Consider the following 16,454-nt stretch of genomic DNA (forward strand, 5'->3'; position numbering starts at 1 on the left):
TGTTGGTCTACTGGATAATCTCCGGATATTAGGCGGGTATTTACAATGAAAGTGAGTGAATTGTGGTTACGTGAATGGGTAAACCCTTCTTTGAATGGACAGCAATTAGCGTCTCTTCTGACCATGGCAGGTTTGGAGATTGATGCAGTGACTCCAGTTGCGGGTGCTTTTACGGGTGTCATTGTCGCAGAAGTTTTAAATACGACTCCTCATCCCCAGGCAGATAAACTGACCTTGTGCGAAATTAATACGGGTGCTGGAAAACCGTTAAAAGTAGTTTGTGGTGCGGCAAATGTGCGCCAAGGTTTGAAAGTAGCACTCGCCCAAATGGGGGCTAATTTACCTGGTGGCTTAGTAATTAAAGAATCAATGCTCCGCGGAGAATTATCGCAGGGTATGCTATGTTCTGTTTCGGAGTTGGGGCTTGCCGAGAATTCTGACGGTATTATGGAGTTGGATGAAGATGCTCCGTTAGGGACGGATTTACGTACTTATCTTGCACTAGACGATCAAGTACTCGATATTGATTTAACGCCTAATCGCGCCGATTGTTTTAGCGTTTTGGGTGTTGCACGGGAGGTGGCTGTTTTAACTTCATTACCCCTCCAACAGCTACCCGAAAAGACTCGTTTACCGACTACCGATGAGCAATTGGCGATTAAATTACGAAACCCGGATGCCTGCCCACAATATTACGGGCGTGTAATTCGTGGTATTAATCCTCAGGCACATACACCTATTTGGATAGCAGAGCGTTTGCGTCGAGCAGGTTTGCGTCCTATCCACCCAGTCGTCGATATTACTAATTATGTGATGCTAGAGCTCGGTCAACCTATGCATGCCTTTGATTTGCAATCCATTGATGGGAATATTAATGTTCGTTTTGCTAACGCAAACGAAACATTGCAATTACTGGATGGGCAGCAGATTAATTTGCATGACAGGGTATTGGTGATTGCTGACGATAAAAAAGCCTTGGCAATGGCTGGAATTATGGGGGGAGAGGATAGTGCAGTACAGGAGCATACTACGGATATTTTTCTTGAAAGTGCCTTTTTCAGTCCGATAATAATTGCTGGTATAGCACGTAGTTATGGGTTGTGTACGGATTCATCTCAACGCTTTGAACGTGGAGTTGATCCAGCATTGCAGTTGTTGGCTCTTGAGCGTGCTACGGATCTATTGCTGGATATTGTTGGTGGACATGCTGGCCCTGTATCGTCTGCCTCTGAGTTAGCCGCCTTACCCTTAAAAAATAAGATACTGTTCAATCCAGCTAAAGTGCAGCAACTAACCGGTTTAGCCGTTGATGAAGATGAAATGGTTAGAATGCTACAAGGCTTGGGCATGGATGTTGATAGAAAAACAGCTGAAGCATGGCAGATTAAAATCCCCTCTCATCGTTTTGATATTAGTTTAGATGTTGATTTGATTGAAGAAATAATTCGTCTACATGGTTATGACAAATTACCTGGCGCTAAGATGAATACCACGATTCAGGCTGGAAATATCAATCCTTTAGAATCGCTAGCTGCACGTTGCGGCCAGTTTTTTATTGCGCGTGGCTACAATGAAACAATTAGCTACAGCTTTGTTGATCCCGCGTTGCAACAAGAATTGTATCCCCAAAACCTGACCATGCAATTATTAAATCCTATTTCTTCTGAATTATCGCAAATGCGGGTAGGCATGTGGCCAGGATTGATTGCTGCGATGGTCTATAATACCCATCGCCAGCAAACAGCACTTAAGTTATTTGAGAATGGAGTAATTTTTGATTTACAGCAAGGTTCTTTGCAGGAACATGCCTGCATAGCAGGATTACTGACTGGCGAGCAAGGAGCAATGAATTGGAGCGAAAAAACCGCCAAGTTTGACTTTTATGATGCAAAAGGCGATTTGCAAGCACTGTTTGCTGCGTTGCAATCACCAGAGGTCCATTTTATTGCTGGTGTACATCCTGCACTTCACCCAGGCAAGTCAGCCCGGATTATGGTTGGTAATCAGGAGGCGGGATGGTGTGGTGTTTTACATCCACGCATAGCAGATGCTCTGGATAGCCAGGATGAGGTAGTGCTTTTTGAGCTTCGATTGGCTGCACTGATTAATACAGAGGCAGTACGCTATCAGCAAATTTCAAAATTCCCCCAGATCCGTCGTGACTTGTCGTTGCTGGTTAATAACGAAGTGAGTGCAGCACAGATAGAGCAATTAGTTCGGCAAACAGTTGATGAGGCTTTACTAAAATCGTTTGATGTCTTTGATGTGTATACTGGAGAGACAATTCCAGAAGGTAAAAAAAGTCTGGCAATTGCACTCACTTTGCAGGATGATAAACGAACAATGGTCGATAATGAGATCAATGAGATAATCAGTGCTATAATCAAGAAGCTGGAAGAAAAATTTGCCATTATATTGAGGGACTAATCGTGAATGCACTAAGTAAGGCAGTGATTGCAGAAACTTTATGTGATGAGTTAAAATTGACCAGACCTGATGCAAAAGAAATGGTTGAAGAGTTTTATGAAACACTAAGGCATGCTCTTGAAAATGGCCAGCATGTTAAATTATCAGGATTTGGTAATTTTACCTTACGTGATAAGCCACAGAGACCAGGTAGGAACCCTAAGACAGGGGAAGAAATTCCGGTAGTAGCACGACGTGTTGTTACCTTTAAACCTGGGCTCAAATTAAAAACCAAAATTGAGGAACGAGGTAAGTAGTCTTTTGACCCATTATACAAAGCATGTTTTTCTATGCACTAATCAAAAAGCTGCTGGTAAGCAATGTTGCGCGAACACAGGCGGAGAGTTGTTTTTTGATTACATGAAAACAAAATTATTAGAGCTGGGCTTGCATGGTCCTGGTAAAATAAGAGTAAGTAAATCTGCGTGTCTTGGTCGGTGTAGTGCCGGACCCTGTATCGTGATTTATCCAGAAGGGGTTTGGTATAACTATGCAACAACGGCGGATATTGATGAAATTATAGACAACCATTTGGTTGCTGGTCATTCAGTTGAACGTTTGCTAATCCCCAATTAAACGTATATCTTTCAGCCAAATTGTAAAACCTTGCAAGAATTTATTTCATTTTACTTGTAGGTTAGCACGGTTTTGGTTAAAATCGCCCGTCCAAGATTGAAAGATTACCAATAAGGCGGTACGGAGTTATTTAATGAAGACATTTAGCGCCAAGACACACGAAGTCAAACGTGACTGGTATGTAGTCGATGCTAGCGACAAAGTTTTAGGTCGTCTTGCTACTGAGATTGCTCGTCGTTTAAGAGGCAAGCACAAGGCTGAGTATACCCCTCATGTTGATACAGGGGACTATATCGTTGTAACCAATGCGGAGAAAGTGACTGTTACTGGTCGCAAATTCAAAGAAAAGATTTATTACCATCACTCAGAATTTCCTGGTGGTATCAAATCAATTTCTTTCGATAAATTACAGGCAAAGAACCCTGTGCGTATTATCGAGCTGGCAGTGAAGGGGATGCTTCCAAAGAATCCTTTAGGTAGAGAAATGTACCGTAAACTGAAAGTGTATGCCGGTAATGAGCATCCGCATACAGCACAGCAACCCAAGCAACTTGAGATTGAGGAATAAGTATTATGGCTGAAAGACAGCAATATTACGGTACCGGCCGTAGAAAAAGCTCAACGGCCAGAGTGTTTTTACGCCCTGGTAAAGGTCAAATCGTGATCAATAATCGTGCTTTAGAAGATTATTTCGGTCGCGAGACTTCTTGCATGGTTGTATGCCAACCACTGGAAACAGTGGAAGTTATGGGCAAATTCGACGTTTATGCAACAGTCGCTGGCGGTGGTATCTCTGGTCAGGCAGGCGCTGTTCGTTTGGGTATCGCGCGTGCGCTAGTGGCCTATGACGAGTCTGATCTGGTTGAGGGTGCGGAACCCAATCCTAACTCTTACCGTCGAAAACTGCGTGCTCGTGGCTTGATGACAACAGATTCGCGACGCGTGGAAAGAAAGAAAGTTGGTTTGCACAAAGCACGTCGTGCAACACAGTACTCCAAGCGTTAATTGTTCTAAAAAAACCCTGCAGAAGCAGGGTTTTTTTATCTTCTGATTCTTTCCTGGAATTACACTAACCCTTGTACCGTTTATGGTATCCTATCTGTTTTTTTACTCAGGCTTGCTCCTACTGTGGTCGTATTCTCATATAGCTTATTCGGAAACTCTACAATAGAAGAGAATTGTTTCGTCCCTGCGTGGCTCGAATCCTGATGTATTTCATGTGTAAACCCCGATTCTGCGCCCCGTGTCTCCTCGCATCTCTCGCTGTGGCGAGTTTCCAAAGAAAGTCTACTATCTCCTGTTTTAATACCCGGTGTAACTTTAGGTAAAAATACCAGGACGATTGCTCAGGTAATTTACAAGGGCGTTTCCAAATACTTAATTCTTTGTTATAACTGGATTTATATTTTTTCCTGTCGGAAGAGTGTGTCTGCCAGGAGGACGGACTCAGGGACAGAAACCAGGACGAAATGACCGTGATTGATAATGTTGATCCCAACCCTAGTAGTGATGATATTCCCAGTGAGGAAGAAATTGATGAACAACGGCGTCATTTTTTAGTGACGACGACCAGCCTATTAGGAGGCGTCGGTGTTGCCTGTGCATTAACCCCTTTTGTTGCTTCATGGTTCCCTAGTGCAAAAGCACAAGCGGCTGGTGCGCCTGTGCAGGTTGATCTTTCCAAGATAGAGCCGGGGCAACAAGTGACGGTTGAATGGCGGGGAAGACCCGTCTGGATTATTCGACGTACCAAGGAAATGTTACAGCAGCTTAGCGGTCATGATGAGCAATTACGGGATCCGGATTCATTGGTTGATCAGCAACCAACTTATGCAAAAAATCAATATCGTTCGATAAAACCGGAATATTTAATACTGGTAGGGGTGTGTACGCATCTAGGTTGCTCGCCAAAATATACTCCTGTCGACAATGAACTTGGTCCTAATTGGCCAGGTGGTTTTTATTGTCCTTGTCATGGTTCAACGTTTGATCTGGCTGGCAGAGTATTTAAAGGGGTTCCAGCACCCATTAATCTGGAGGTTCCTCCATACCAGTTTATCAGCGAGCATGTCATTGTAATTGGGCAGGACAAAGAAGAAGGATAATACCATGAAGGCTTTGATCAATTGGGTGGATGCCCGTTTTCCACTGCTTAATACATGGAAAAGCCATGTCAGTGAATACTATGCTCCCAAAAATCTGAATTTCTTCTATTATTTTGGTTCCCTGGCTATGGTGGTATTAGTCAATCAATTAGTCACTGGCTTATGGCTGACGATGTTCTATACACCAACCTCTGAACAAGCTTTTTCTTCTGTTGAGTACATCATGCGTGATGTCAATTATGGTTGGTTACTGCGTTATATGCACTCAACGGGTGCTTCCGCATTTTTTATAGTTGTTTATTTACACATGTTTAGGGGATTATTGTATGGCTCCTACCAAAAGCCAAGAGAACTGATCTGGCTTTTGGGTATGGCCCTCTTTATTTTACTCATGGCGGAGGCTTTTTTTGGTTATCTACTTCCCTGGGGACAGATGTCTTATTGGGGGGCACAAGTCATTACTTCCCTGTTTGGGGCAATTCCATATATAGGTGATGGTTTGGCAACTTGGTTACGGGGTGATTTCAATGTTGCTAATGCGACCTTACAGCGTTTTTTTGCTTTACATGTTGTTGGTATTCCTATTTTACTGCTCGTACTGGTTTTCTTGCATATTATTGCTCTCCACAAAGTTGGGTCTAATAATCCACAAGGAATCGAAATCAAGAAGCATCTGAATGAAGAAGGTAAGCCACTTGATGGCATTCCTTTTCATCCTTATTTTACCGTGAAGGATTTAGTCGGTGTCATTGTCTTTTTGATTGGTTTTTTTGCGGTAGTATTTTTTATCCCTGAAATGGGCGGGTATTTTCTAGAGTATGCTAATTTTGCTCCGGCAAATCCAATGGTAACGCCGGAACATATTGCTCCTGTATGGTATATGACACCCTTTTATGCCATTTTGCGCGCTATCCCACATAAGCTAACAGGTGTGATTGCTATGGGAGCAGCAATATTAATTTTATTATTTATACCCTGGTTGGATAGAAGCCCTGTCCGGGCCATGCGTTACAAGGGAAATTATTCGAAATATGCCTTTATTACTTTTGTAATTAGTTTTTGCATTCTAGGTTATTTGGGGACGGTACAAGTGACCCCGCTGAAACAGTATTTGGCTAGAATTTGCACAGTTGTTTATTTTGCTTATTTTCTATTGATGCCTTTTTACAGTCGTTATGAGCAGCATAAAACAGTACCTGAGAGGATAGATGGATGAGCAAGGGTCGGATAGTTACTTACTTACTCAGTTTGTTAATGAGTTCTTTGCTACAGGCGGCAACTGTTAGCAAGATTGAGATGTCGTCAATTGATATAGACATCGATGATCAGGCTAAAATACAGCGAGGCGCAAAATTATTTATGAATTATTGTTCTGGCTGCCATTCGCTGCGGTATATGCGTTATAGCCGTATGGCAAAAGATCTTGGGTTAACGACCTTTGATGGTGAACTGGATAAAGATTTGTTAGTTAATAATCTCATTTTTACCAGTGCTACAGTCCATGATCCGATTCATATTAGTATGCCGGCTGCTGATTCCCGGCAATGGTTTGGCATTACCCCACCCGATTTGTCTTTGTCAGCACGCGAACGTGGTCCAGAGTGGATTTATACTTATCTGAAGAGTTTTTATGCTGATGACTCAAGACCTTTTGGCGCTAATAATTTATTGGTACCAGAGGTGGCAATGCCAAATGTTTTAGCTCCACTTGCCGGAAAAGTGATTGCGGTAAGGGAGGGTGATCCTAAAACGTCGACGATCTCTCATTTAGTTCTTGTAGAAAATGGAGAAATAAATCAGCAGCAGTTCGATAGCGCTTTGCAAGATTTGGTGACTTTTCTTGTCTATGTCGGCGAACCTGTAAAATTAGTACGTTATCATTTAGGAATAATTGTGCTGATTTTTTTAAGTATATTCTTAGTCGTAGCGTATCAACTCAAGAAAGCATATTGGAAAAAGCTCCATTGACCCTTAATGACCAATTCGACAGTACGTTTCTGGTCATCGGTCGTAACAGGGATTTCGTGGTTGATTTGCAAAACAAAATTGACTTATTTATAGCGAAATGACAAATTGTCATACTAGGTTCATCACGCTAGGTAAAATTGTGGTAAAATGCTGCTCTTTAACCTGCTGTAAAGTATGGTTTAACGATTGATGAGGAGTTGCTGATGGCTATTGTTGCAAAGCGCACGATTATGTCTTTGTATTCTGATAATGATGATATTTATAGTCATCAAGTTCGTATTGTATTGGCAGAAAAGGGTGTAAATGTTGAGATCCTTCACGCTAAACAAGGGGAAGCTCCTAATGAATTAGTTGCTGTAAACCCCTATGGTACGATTCCTACCCTGCTCGATCGCGAATTGGTTTTGTATGAAGCCCGTATTATTATGGAATATTTAGATGAGCGCTTTCCTCATCCACCACTTTTACCTGTATATCCGGTTGCTCGTGCAGAAACACGAAAGATGATGCATCGGATTGAGCAGGATTGGTACTATTTACTGCAACGCATTAAAGCGGGCGTTGATCAAGAAGAAGCGCGTACACATTTATTTGATAGCCTGGTAAGTTTGGAACCGATCTTTGCTGATAAACCTTACTTTTTAAGTGATGAATTTTCTTTACTAGATTGTGCTCTCGCACCATTATTGTGGCGTCTACCCCAGCTGGGTATAGAAATACCTGCCAAGATGAAGGGATTGCATGCTTATATGCAACGTTTATTTAAACGCGATTCATTCCAGGCAAGCTTGACAGACGCTGAGAGGCAATTAAGGGCTGCCTAATGATGAATATGACCTCTAATAAGCCTTATCTGATTCGTGCCATTTATGATTGGATTGTTGATAATGATCTGACGCCGTATATATTGGTAAACGCAGCCTATCCCGGGGTACAGGTTCCACAGGAGCATGTTAATAGTGGGCGAATAGTATTAAATATTTCACCCAAAGCATGTCGTGGTTTGCATCTTGAAAACGATAGAATAGTATTTACTGCGCGATTTTCTGGTCATAGTGTGCAGATATTTATAGTTCCAGCTGCAGTACTTGCCATCTATGCCAAAGAAAATGGTAGGGGAATGGAGTTTGGTGAAGATACCGGTGAACCCCCGCCACCACCGACAGCAAAAGCTGAAATAAAAGGGCGTAGTAAACCTTCGTTAACCCTTGTAAAAAAAGATTAGACGCTTAAGCTGTCAATTCCTAAGGCAGGTGATTTGTGAGCGTTTTAGCAAATCACTCGCCTCAACGATAAAAACAGGACTTACGAAACACATCGGGGTCGAGGCAAAATTTAAATGTTAATGAGGGCGTTTAGCCGTACTAAATGACCGAATTAACATTAAATTTTAGCGAAGAGATTGGCTGTTGTTCGTAAGTCCCGAAGAATTGACAAGTGAATTCCTGCTAGCTAACGGAGCATAACAAGGCCATGACTACATCAAAGGTTGCTCTTTATCAGGCCAAACACATTCGTTTATGTGAAGAGATGGCTACGAATGATTTAGGATTGTCTGAAGATGAGTTAATGGTTCGCGCGGGAACCAGCGCCTTTTCTACCTTGTCCATGTTATACCCCACAGTACGTACTTTAGCCATTTTCTGTGGCAGTGGTAATAACGCTGGTGATGGTTATGTTCTCGCCCGCCTTGCGCACAAAAAAGGGTATTCCGTTGTTGTCAATCAACACAAAACCATAGAGGATTTGCCACCGCCTGCAGCCAGAGCAGCTGCAGCTGCAATTGCTGCTGGTGTTTCCTGTCAGTGCCTTGATGATGCTATAGACCCTGAGGCGGAGTTAATTGTTGATGCCTTACTAGGAATTGGTTTGCAAGGCGATGTGCATGGTCCAATAGCGACAGCGATTACTCAGATCAATGACAGTGGTTTGCCAGTATTGGCCCTTGATGTCCCTTCAGGTCTAAATGCCGATACAGGTTCTGTGAAGGGGGTAGCTGTCAAAGCGAATGCTACAGTGACATTCATCGCTTACAAGCTTGGATTAATGACCCTGGATGGACCTGATCATTGTGGTGAATTAGTTTGTCATAGTCTGCAACTTGAATCTTGTTTAGTAAAGATTAAACCTGCTGCCTATCTCTTGGATGAAAATTTAGGCCATGCTTTACTTCCACGACGTTTAAAAAATTCTCATAAAGGCCATTTTGGCCATGTCTTGGTTATTGGTGGTGGGCATGGTATGCCCGGTTCAGTTTATTTGGCGGCAAATGCTGCTTTGCGGGTGGGTGCTGGTTTGGTAACTATTGCTACCAGACCGGAATATGCAGGGCAAGTTTTACCTTTATTACCAGAAGCAATGATTTATGGCATTGAAGAAGCTGTTGAGCTTTTGCCGCTTATTGCCAGGGCAACTGTCTGTATTATTGGTCCTGGTCTTGGTGAGGATGAGTGGGCAAAGGTTTTATTTAACCAGGCAATTGCTTCTCAATTACCAATGGTTATTGATGCTTCAGCCTTGCGGCTACTCGCTCAGAATCCTCAACATGATGATAATTGGATCTTGACGCCTCATCCAGGAGAAGCAGCCAGTTTGCTCCAATGTTCTACTGCAGAGATTCAAAAAGATAGGTATCAAACAATATTGACGCTACAACAGCAATATGGGGGAAATGTTGTCCTGAAAGGCGTAGGTTCAATGGTGTGCACGGATGAGCCTGGTGTGTATCTTTGTGCTGATGGTAATCCCGGTATGGCGAGCGCAGGAATGGGTGACGCCCTTAGTGGTGTCATTGCAGGCTTAATTGCCCAAGGCCTGGCACTTGCTGAGGCTGTCAAATTGGGTGTATGGATACATGCCAGTGCTGCAGATGCCGCAGCCGCTGTAATGGGTGAGCGTGGATTGTTGGCTAGTGATTTAATGCCTTATCTACGTCGTCAGGTTAATTATTTATCAAGAATAAAATGAGTTTTTATGGTCAAAGTTGATTGCATTGCTTTGCCTGATGTGCAATATTCCGAAGCGCTTGCAGTACGCTTGGCAGCTTGCTTAACTGCTCCCTTAGTGTTGACCTTTAGTGGTGAGATAGGCGCAGGGAAAACGACGTTTATCCGCGCTATGCTGCGAGCTCTAGGCGTTAAATCAGCTATTAAAAGTCCGACTTTTTCATTGCTTGAAAGCTACCAATGCCAGTATTTACAAGTACATCATTTTGATCTCTACCGTATTCACGATGAAACAGAGCTGGAGTATATTGGTTTTAGAGATTATTTTTTGACTGATGCAATCTGTTGTATTGAATGGCCTGAACGAGCCGGTCAAAGTTTGGGACATGTTGATATTAATTTTGCCTTTACTATTGAGGGGAGTGGCCGTTCGTTGACTTTAACCGCAACAACTGCCGCTGGAGAATTAATTTTGTCTTGCCTTGCAGGTAAACAATGAAGATACGCATAACTAGTATTTGCTTATTGATAGTCTGGTGTTCGACTTTGATGGCAGCAAAATTGTTATCTATTGAGATTAAGCAACAGTCAGGGAATCCTTCTGTACTGTTTACTCTGGATGAAGCGGTTACGCACAGAGTATTCACGCTCACAAATCCCAATCGTGTGGTGATTGATTTTGAGGGCACTGATTTGTCGGTAAACCTGAATCGAGTTAATTTGGGTAGGCAGTTAATCAAATATATTCGTAGTGGCCGCCCAAACCCACAAACCCTGCGTCTGGTTTTTGAGGTCAGTCAGGCTGTCATGACCAGGACGAATCCTATGCATCGTTCAGCATCGTCAAAACACGGCTTTTCATTAGATCTTTCTGCAAATGGTAATTTGCAGGGCCCCTCAACGTCATCCACTGTGCCTGTCAACAGAAGTAGGGCAACAAATACAGCGAAAGTACCGGTATCGGCTCGCCATGAACCCGGGAAAACGCTGCGTGATGTTGTTGTCGTACTCGATCCTGGGCACGGCGGGAAAGATCCTGGTGCTAGTGGACCAAGACGCACGATGGAAAAAGAGGTTACTCTTAGAATCGCGCAAAAGTTGAAACAAATTATCGATAGGCAACCTGGTATGCGGGCGGTATTAACGCGAAACGGCGATTATTATATTGGCTTACGTGAGCGTTTAACCATTGCCCGGAAATATAATGCCGATGTCTTCGTCTCGATCCATGCAGATGCTTTCATCAATCAGCAATCTAATGGCGCTTCTGTTTTTGCTTTATCACAATCGGGGGCAACCAGTGAAGCAGCTCGATGGTTAGCTGAGAAGGAAAACTATTCCGAGTTGGGCGGTGTCAATTTATCAGAACTAGATGATCAAAGTGGATTAGTACGTACGGTATTAATTGATTTGTCGCAAACAGCGACCATTGGTGCCAGTTTACATATGGGAGAAAGAGTATTACGGGATCTCGATAGGATAACCAATTTACATAATCATAAAGTTGAGCAAGCTCGTTTTATGGTATTAAAATCACCGGATATTCCTTCCATTTTGATTGAAACAGGTTTTATCTCTAATCCTCGCGAAGAAAGTAACCTAACAAATCCTGCCTACCAGACTCATTTAACGGAGGCGATTTTCCAAGGTTTGAAACGTTATTTTTGGGATTATCCTCCGCACGGTACACGTATAGAAGCTTTGGCTGGCAATAGTAAAATCCATATAGTGCGTAGTGGTGAGTCGTTGCCTAGAATTGCTGCGCAATATCATATGTCAGTCGCGGTGTTACAAGCGGTAAATCATTTATCAAGTTCGCAGCTAAAAATAGGGCAAAAACTTGTTATACCTGCGTTGACATAATGAGAATTGAGCAATTACCAGTAACCGTAGCCAATCAAATTGCCGCAGGGGAAGTGATTGAACGCCCTGCTTCTGTGGTTAAAGAGTTATTAGAGAATTCATTGGATGCCCAGGCTGATATGATCAGTATTGATATTGGTTATGGTGGCCTGAATCAAATTAAAATCACTGATAATGGGATTGGTATTGTTGCTGAGGATCTACCCTTGGCAATTGCTGCCCACGCAACAAGTAAAATTAAACAGCTTAGTGATTTATACTCTATTGCCAGTATGGGATTTCGCGGTGAAGCCCTGGCGAGTATCGCATCCATCTCGCGTTTCACTATCAGTTCCAGGCCTGTGAGCCAGGAACACGGCATGATGCTTAGCAGTGATGGTCGGGCGATTCATATGACACCCTGTGCCCGTAATCAGGGAACTACTGTTGATGTACGCGATATTTTTTTTAATGCACCCGTCAGAAAAAAATTTTTAAAAACCGAGCAAAGTGAATTTCAGGCAATAGAGGCAGTGGTTAAGCGGTTCGCTTTGAGTGCGCCTGCAATAGCACTTAACCTAACCCATAATGGAAAACAACGATTAAATTTACCAGCGGCACATTGTGCCCAAACTAGATTGCAACGTATACGGAAATTATTAGGAAAAACCTTTATTGAGCAAGCGATATATCTTGATGTAGAGCACGCTGGAATGCGTTTACATGGTTGGGTTAGCAACGCTGCGTATCAGAGTAGTCAGAGCGATAAACAATGGGTCTATGTGAATGCTCGCATGGTTAAAGATAAATTGTTAAATCATGCGGTTAAACGAGCCTATGAAAGTTTACTGTATCCTGGTCGATATCCAGCTTGTTTGTTGTACCTGACATTAAATCCAGCAGAGGTAGATGTTAATGTTCATCCTACTAAGCATGAGGTGCGTTTTCAGCAACCACGGCTGGTACACGATTTTATCACCTCTCAAATTCAGCAGGCTTTGGCAGTACCAGGAACATCCTGTGGTTACCAGCAATCATCGGTGAAAGAAATCACAACGGGGCAGCAAATTCACGAAAACTATCTATCCTTACCCCTTTCGATTAAGAAAATTGAACAAAGTGCTGCAGTGACAAGCCACTGGATCACTTTAAATACTGCTTATGCATTAGTTTTTATACAAGAACAGCCCTATTTAGTCGATATCGAGAAATTGCAACGCCATTGGTTACTATCAATATTGGCGCAGGAATCATTGCCCTTAGCCAGCCGCCCACTGTTGGTGCCTATTAGTTACCCTATTAAGGAATTTAGCCCGGATAGGATGAATCATTATCGCCAATCATTGAATCAAGTAGGAGTAGAATTGGGTTTAGCTGGTGAAAATGCGATGTTGGTTCGCTCTTTGCCAATGGCTGTGCCCCATCTTGATATTAAGCGTTTTCTTGCACTCGTTTTTAAGTTAAGTTCGCCTACAAATCAGCAATTGATTGAGTTATTGAGTTTATGTCAATTGTTTAATGTGTACCAAGCCTTACCAGAGGAAACAGAGATTTTATGCGTCTATCTGCAAACTTTGTATAATGCAAAAGAGTTGCCTGTTTGGTGCAGACAGTTATCGACTACACTGTGTGAGAGTTTGTTAAATGCCTGAAATTCTTTTTTGCTTAATGGGGCCAACAGCCTCTGGAAAAACAGCGTTAGCCAGTGAATTAATAAAGCATTTTCCTTTTGAAATTATCAGTGTTGATTCCGCAATGGTCTACAGGGAAATGAACATTGGTACTGCCAAACCCACCCAGGAAGAATTATTACAGGTACCACACCATTTAATTGATATCATTGATCCGCCAGAAAGTTATTCTGCCGCTCAGTTTTGTACCGATGTGTTTACTCTGTGCAGAGCGATTTTTACGCGGGGCAAGATCCCTTTACTCGTGGGGGGGACGATGATGTATTTTAACGCCTTACAGCAGGGCTTATCGACTTTACCTCAGGCGGATGAAACGATTCGTGCTTCACTATTACAGCAGGCAGAAGAGTATGGCTGGGCATACTTGCATCAGCAATTGATGCAAATTGATCCTTTATCGGCAGCAAGAATTCATCCCAATGATACCCAGCGTATTCAACGTGCCTTGGAGGTTTATCAGATAAGCGGAAAACCTTTATCATCGTTTTGGTCTGAACAGAAAGAGGCATTAGCCTATCGATTTCTGAACCTGATTTTGTTTCCTGAAGATAGAGCCTGGTTACATAAAAGAATAGCCTTACGTTTTGAGCAGATGCTTGAACAAGGTTTTGTGAATGAAGTAGAACAATTGCTTCAAAAATGGCAATTGTCGCCGTCTTGTCCCGCAATGCGCAGTGTGGGTTATCGCCAGGTATTTGATTATCTGGCAGGTGATTATGATTTCGAAGCACTGCGTCATAAGGGGGTTGTAGCAACACGCCAGCTTGCTAAAAGACAGTTAACTTGGTTACGTCATTGGCAAGAAGCAACTTTTTTTGCTTGTGAAAATCCATCAACTGTTAGTGAAATCATAGCGATCATTAATGAAATATTGGATAATAGGGCACAAAATGATTGAGTTTTGTAGGGGGAGAAAACGATGTCTGCAAAAGAACAACTTGCGTGCGCTAAAAAAAATTATGTTGTACATCGACAAGATTTACCATTGAGTTGCCCAACGGATGAAATGGCATTATGGAATGCCCATCCGAAAGTGTATTTGCCGATTGAAAAAACAGGTACCGAGGTTTGTCCTTATTGTGGCTCACGCTTTGTATTAAAAAATGATTAAATCGATTTGCATTGTACGCTTATCTGCATTAGGCGATGTTTTGATGCTTGTTCCGTTGATACGTCTTTTAAAAGCAAAATTGCCTGATGCCGCGCTGACCTGGGTTATTTCGCGCCCCGCTTATGATTTGGTGGAAGGGATGGATGGGGTTGAGTTTATTGTTATCAATAAACCCAATAATCTGGCTGATTATTGGCGTTTTAAGAAGACGTTGGCGGGTAGAAAGTTCGATGTTTTATTAGCTGCTCAGGCAAGTTTCCGAGCAAATCTACTATACCCACTAATTCGGGCAACGCGAAAAATCGGCTATGACAAACTACGTGCTAAAGATGGACATGGATGGTTTATTAGTGAAACCATCAAGCCTGGGCATGATCATACTTTAGACGGATTTCTAAAATTTGCTGAGGTGCTTGGATTGGAGCAAAGCGGCTTGCGTTGGGATCTCCCAATCGGTGAGGCCGACTATGAATGGGCACGCGCTCATTTGCCGACTCAACGACCTATTTTATTAGTTAACCCTGCTGCCAGTAAACCAGAGCGAAGTTGGCTGGTTGAACGCTATATTGACGTGATCAAAGAAGCGATAAAACGTTGGCGAGTGCAAGTGGTTCTAACGGGGGGGCCGGGTGAGTATGATAGAGAGCTGGCCGATGCAATCATCAAGGAAGTTCCCTGCATTGATTTAGTGGGTAAAACAAAACCTAAGCAATTGCTTGCGGTAATCAGCCAAGCGCAAGCATTGTTGTGTCCTGACACGGGACCTTCTCATATGGCTGCGGCAGTTGGTACGCCTGTAGTTGCTTTACACGCTGTTACTTCTTCCTCGGTATCTGGGCCTTATACCTATAGGCACTTGGCAGTTGATTGTTATCCTGAAGCAGTGACTACTATTTTGAAAAAAACTCCGGAAACTAATGTATGGGGTACTCATGCTCATGGTGAAGACACAATGAAATTGGTTAAAGTGGATGCCGTATTGGCTAAGCTTGCGGAGGTGTTTGACCAAGCAGGTTAATTGCCTGGTCTTTCAGCTCAATCCAGCTAGTTTTTATTCTGAGAAGAAATAGATTGTTTATTACAGTAAATCAATTGAGAGCGTAAGCTGCTCTTTATTTTTCTTACAGGGCCTCTCGCTTTTTCCCAGGTATATACAAGATCATCTACTCGCCAGCCTGCATTGGTTTTAAGTAGAACTAATGCTTTTATCCCACCATTTACAGGCACAACGGTGTATTTTCCTTGAGTCCAGGCCTGTTTTACCTGAAAACCGTTAACAGTATCATTGCCGCCTGCTAAAACGCGAAAATCAAGACAGCCAATTTCCTTTGTTCTATCTTGCAGTTCTTTATTGATTTGATAGGCATTTTCATAGCCCTTGTATAGATCGACTGTAAAAAAAATGTTGGCAATTTTAAGTTGGTAATCGTCTTTTTGGTCAAGAATTTCATTTGCTAATACCAGAGTATAAAAGAGAACAGTAAAATCCTCTGGGCTTCCCCATTTCTTTTGCCATCTCTTCAGGTCGTCTTGGTCAATGCGCGTTACAAAGACTGCTGTAGCTGAGGACGTGGTAGCAAGGCAGGCGGGACTGGCAATGAATCCACCAACTAATAAGATAGAAAAACCTAATTTTATCCAGTTCATAGTGCCTCGTTATTAAGAATTAAAATTTAAGACCAGCGAGCAAATTGTTGGTATTTTAGTCAATACCAACTTTATAAATAGTTTACCAGCTTTGTAATAGGGG

General features: G+C 42.6%; 18 protein-coding genes. 17 read left to right on the forward strand and 1 reads right to left on the reverse strand.

Features of this window, described 5'->3' with window-relative positions; translation table 11 throughout:
* Nucleotides 1-45 precede the first annotated feature (45 nt).
* The 17 genes from pheT (at nucleotide 46) to DYC89_RS02985 (ending at nucleotide 15,722) form a co-directional block, all read left to right on the forward strand.
* Nucleotides 46-2,427 carry a phenylalanine--tRNA ligase subunit beta gene (pheT, locus tag DYC89_RS02905; RefSeq protein WP_115220417.1) on the forward strand — a complete coding sequence of 794 codons (2,382 nt, stop codon included), beginning with the start codon at nucleotides 46-48 and terminating at the stop codon, nucleotides 2,425-2,427.
* Between the two features lie 2 nt (nucleotides 2,428-2,429).
* Nucleotides 2,430-2,723 carry an integration host factor subunit alpha gene (locus tag DYC89_RS02910; protein ID WP_058447549.1) on the forward strand — a complete coding sequence of 98 codons (294 nt, stop codon included), beginning with the start codon at nucleotides 2,430-2,432 and terminating at the stop codon, nucleotides 2,721-2,723.
* Between the two features lie 4 nt (nucleotides 2,724-2,727).
* The gene (locus DYC89_RS02915) at nucleotides 2,728-3,042 is read left to right on the forward strand and encodes a (2Fe-2S) ferredoxin domain-containing protein (protein WP_115220418.1); all 315 of its coding nucleotides are present in this window, start codon (nucleotides 2,728-2,730) and stop codon (nucleotides 3,040-3,042) included.
* Nucleotides 3,043-3,175: 133 nt separating this feature from the next.
* Nucleotides 3,176-3,610, forward strand: coding sequence for a 50S ribosomal protein L13 (gene rplM, locus DYC89_RS02920; RefSeq protein ID WP_115220419.1), 435 nt, complete (start codon nucleotides 3,176-3,178; stop codon nucleotides 3,608-3,610).
* Nucleotides 3,611-3,615: 5 nt separating this feature from the next.
* Complete coding sequence (rpsI, locus tag DYC89_RS02925; protein WP_115220420.1) at nucleotides 3,616-4,047, forward strand: 30S ribosomal protein S9; 432 nt, start codon at nucleotides 3,616-3,618, stop codon at nucleotides 4,045-4,047.
* A gap of 464 nt (nucleotides 4,048-4,511) precedes the next feature.
* Nucleotides 4,512-5,147: a ubiquinol-cytochrome c reductase iron-sulfur subunit gene (petA, locus tag DYC89_RS02930; RefSeq protein ID WP_115220421.1), complete on the forward strand. Its 636-nt coding sequence runs from the start codon at nucleotides 4,512-4,514 to the stop codon at nucleotides 5,145-5,147.
* Nucleotides 5,148-5,151: 4 nt separating this feature from the next.
* Entirely contained in the window at nucleotides 5,152-6,363 is a 1,212-nt protein-coding gene (locus tag DYC89_RS02935; protein ID WP_115220422.1) for a cytochrome b, read from the forward strand.
* Nucleotides 6,360-7,115 carry a cytochrome c1 gene (locus DYC89_RS02940; protein ID WP_370634512.1) on the forward strand — a complete coding sequence of 252 codons (756 nt, stop codon included), beginning with the start codon at nucleotides 6,360-6,362 and terminating at the stop codon, nucleotides 7,113-7,115. The genes DYC89_RS02935 and DYC89_RS02940 overlap by 4 nt, the downstream gene beginning before the upstream one ends.
* Before the next feature lie 203 nt (nucleotides 7,116-7,318).
* A complete protein-coding gene (gene sspA, locus DYC89_RS02945; RefSeq protein ID WP_115220423.1) occupies nucleotides 7,319-7,939 on the forward strand; it encodes a stringent starvation protein SspA in 621 nt (206 codons plus the stop codon).
* A 2-nt stretch (nucleotides 7,940-7,941) separates the two neighbouring features.
* A complete protein-coding gene (locus tag DYC89_RS02950) occupies nucleotides 7,942-8,340 on the forward strand; it encodes a ClpXP protease specificity-enhancing factor (RefSeq protein WP_115222636.1) in 399 nt (132 codons plus the stop codon).
* Between the two features lie 248 nt (nucleotides 8,341-8,588).
* Entirely contained in the window at nucleotides 8,589-10,082 is a 1,494-nt protein-coding gene (locus DYC89_RS02955) for an NAD(P)H-hydrate dehydratase (protein ID WP_115220424.1), read from the forward strand.
* Nucleotides 10,083-10,088: 6 nt separating this feature from the next.
* Nucleotides 10,089-10,559, forward strand: a complete 471-nt coding sequence (tsaE, locus tag DYC89_RS02960; RefSeq protein ID WP_115220425.1) for a tRNA (adenosine(37)-N6)-threonylcarbamoyltransferase complex ATPase subunit type 1 TsaE — start codon at nucleotides 10,089-10,091, stop codon at nucleotides 10,557-10,559.
* Between the two features lie 50 nt (nucleotides 10,560-10,609).
* Nucleotides 10,610-11,923 carry an N-acetylmuramoyl-L-alanine amidase gene (locus DYC89_RS02965; RefSeq protein ID WP_115220426.1) on the forward strand — a complete coding sequence of 438 codons (1,314 nt, stop codon included), beginning with the start codon at nucleotides 10,610-10,612 and terminating at the stop codon, nucleotides 11,921-11,923.
* Entirely contained in the window at nucleotides 11,923-13,554 is a 1,632-nt protein-coding gene (gene mutL, locus DYC89_RS02970) for a DNA mismatch repair endonuclease MutL (protein ID WP_115220427.1), read from the forward strand. Before DYC89_RS02965 ends, mutL begins: the two co-directional genes overlap by 1 nt.
* Entirely contained in the window at nucleotides 13,547-14,491 is a 945-nt protein-coding gene (gene miaA, locus DYC89_RS02975; RefSeq protein WP_115220428.1) for a tRNA (adenosine(37)-N6)-dimethylallyltransferase MiaA, read from the forward strand. The genes mutL and miaA overlap by 8 nt, the downstream gene beginning before the upstream one ends.
* 21 nt (nucleotides 14,492-14,512) lie before the next feature.
* Nucleotides 14,513-14,704 carry a zinc-finger domain-containing protein gene (locus tag DYC89_RS02980; protein ID WP_115220429.1) on the forward strand — a complete coding sequence of 64 codons (192 nt, stop codon included), beginning with the start codon at nucleotides 14,513-14,515 and terminating at the stop codon, nucleotides 14,702-14,704.
* The gene (locus tag DYC89_RS02985; protein ID WP_115220430.1) at nucleotides 14,697-15,722 is read left to right on the forward strand and encodes a glycosyltransferase family 9 protein; all 1,026 of its coding nucleotides are present in this window, start codon (nucleotides 14,697-14,699) and stop codon (nucleotides 15,720-15,722) included. The genes DYC89_RS02980 and DYC89_RS02985 overlap by 8 nt, the downstream gene beginning before the upstream one ends.
* Nucleotides 15,723-15,748: 26 nt before the next feature.
* Here DYC89_RS02985 and DYC89_RS02990 read toward each other — a convergent pair whose 3' ends face one another.
* Nucleotides 15,749-16,351, reverse strand: a complete 603-nt coding sequence (locus tag DYC89_RS02990; protein ID WP_115220431.1) for a hypothetical protein — start codon at nucleotides 16,349-16,351, stop codon at nucleotides 15,749-15,751.
* Nucleotides 16,352-16,454: the final 103 nt, after the last annotated feature.

Origin of the sequence: Legionella donaldsonii, assembly GCF_900452385.1 — a bacterium.
Taxonomy (GTDB): Bacteria; Pseudomonadota; Gammaproteobacteria; order Legionellales; family Legionellaceae; genus Tatlockia; species Tatlockia donaldsonii.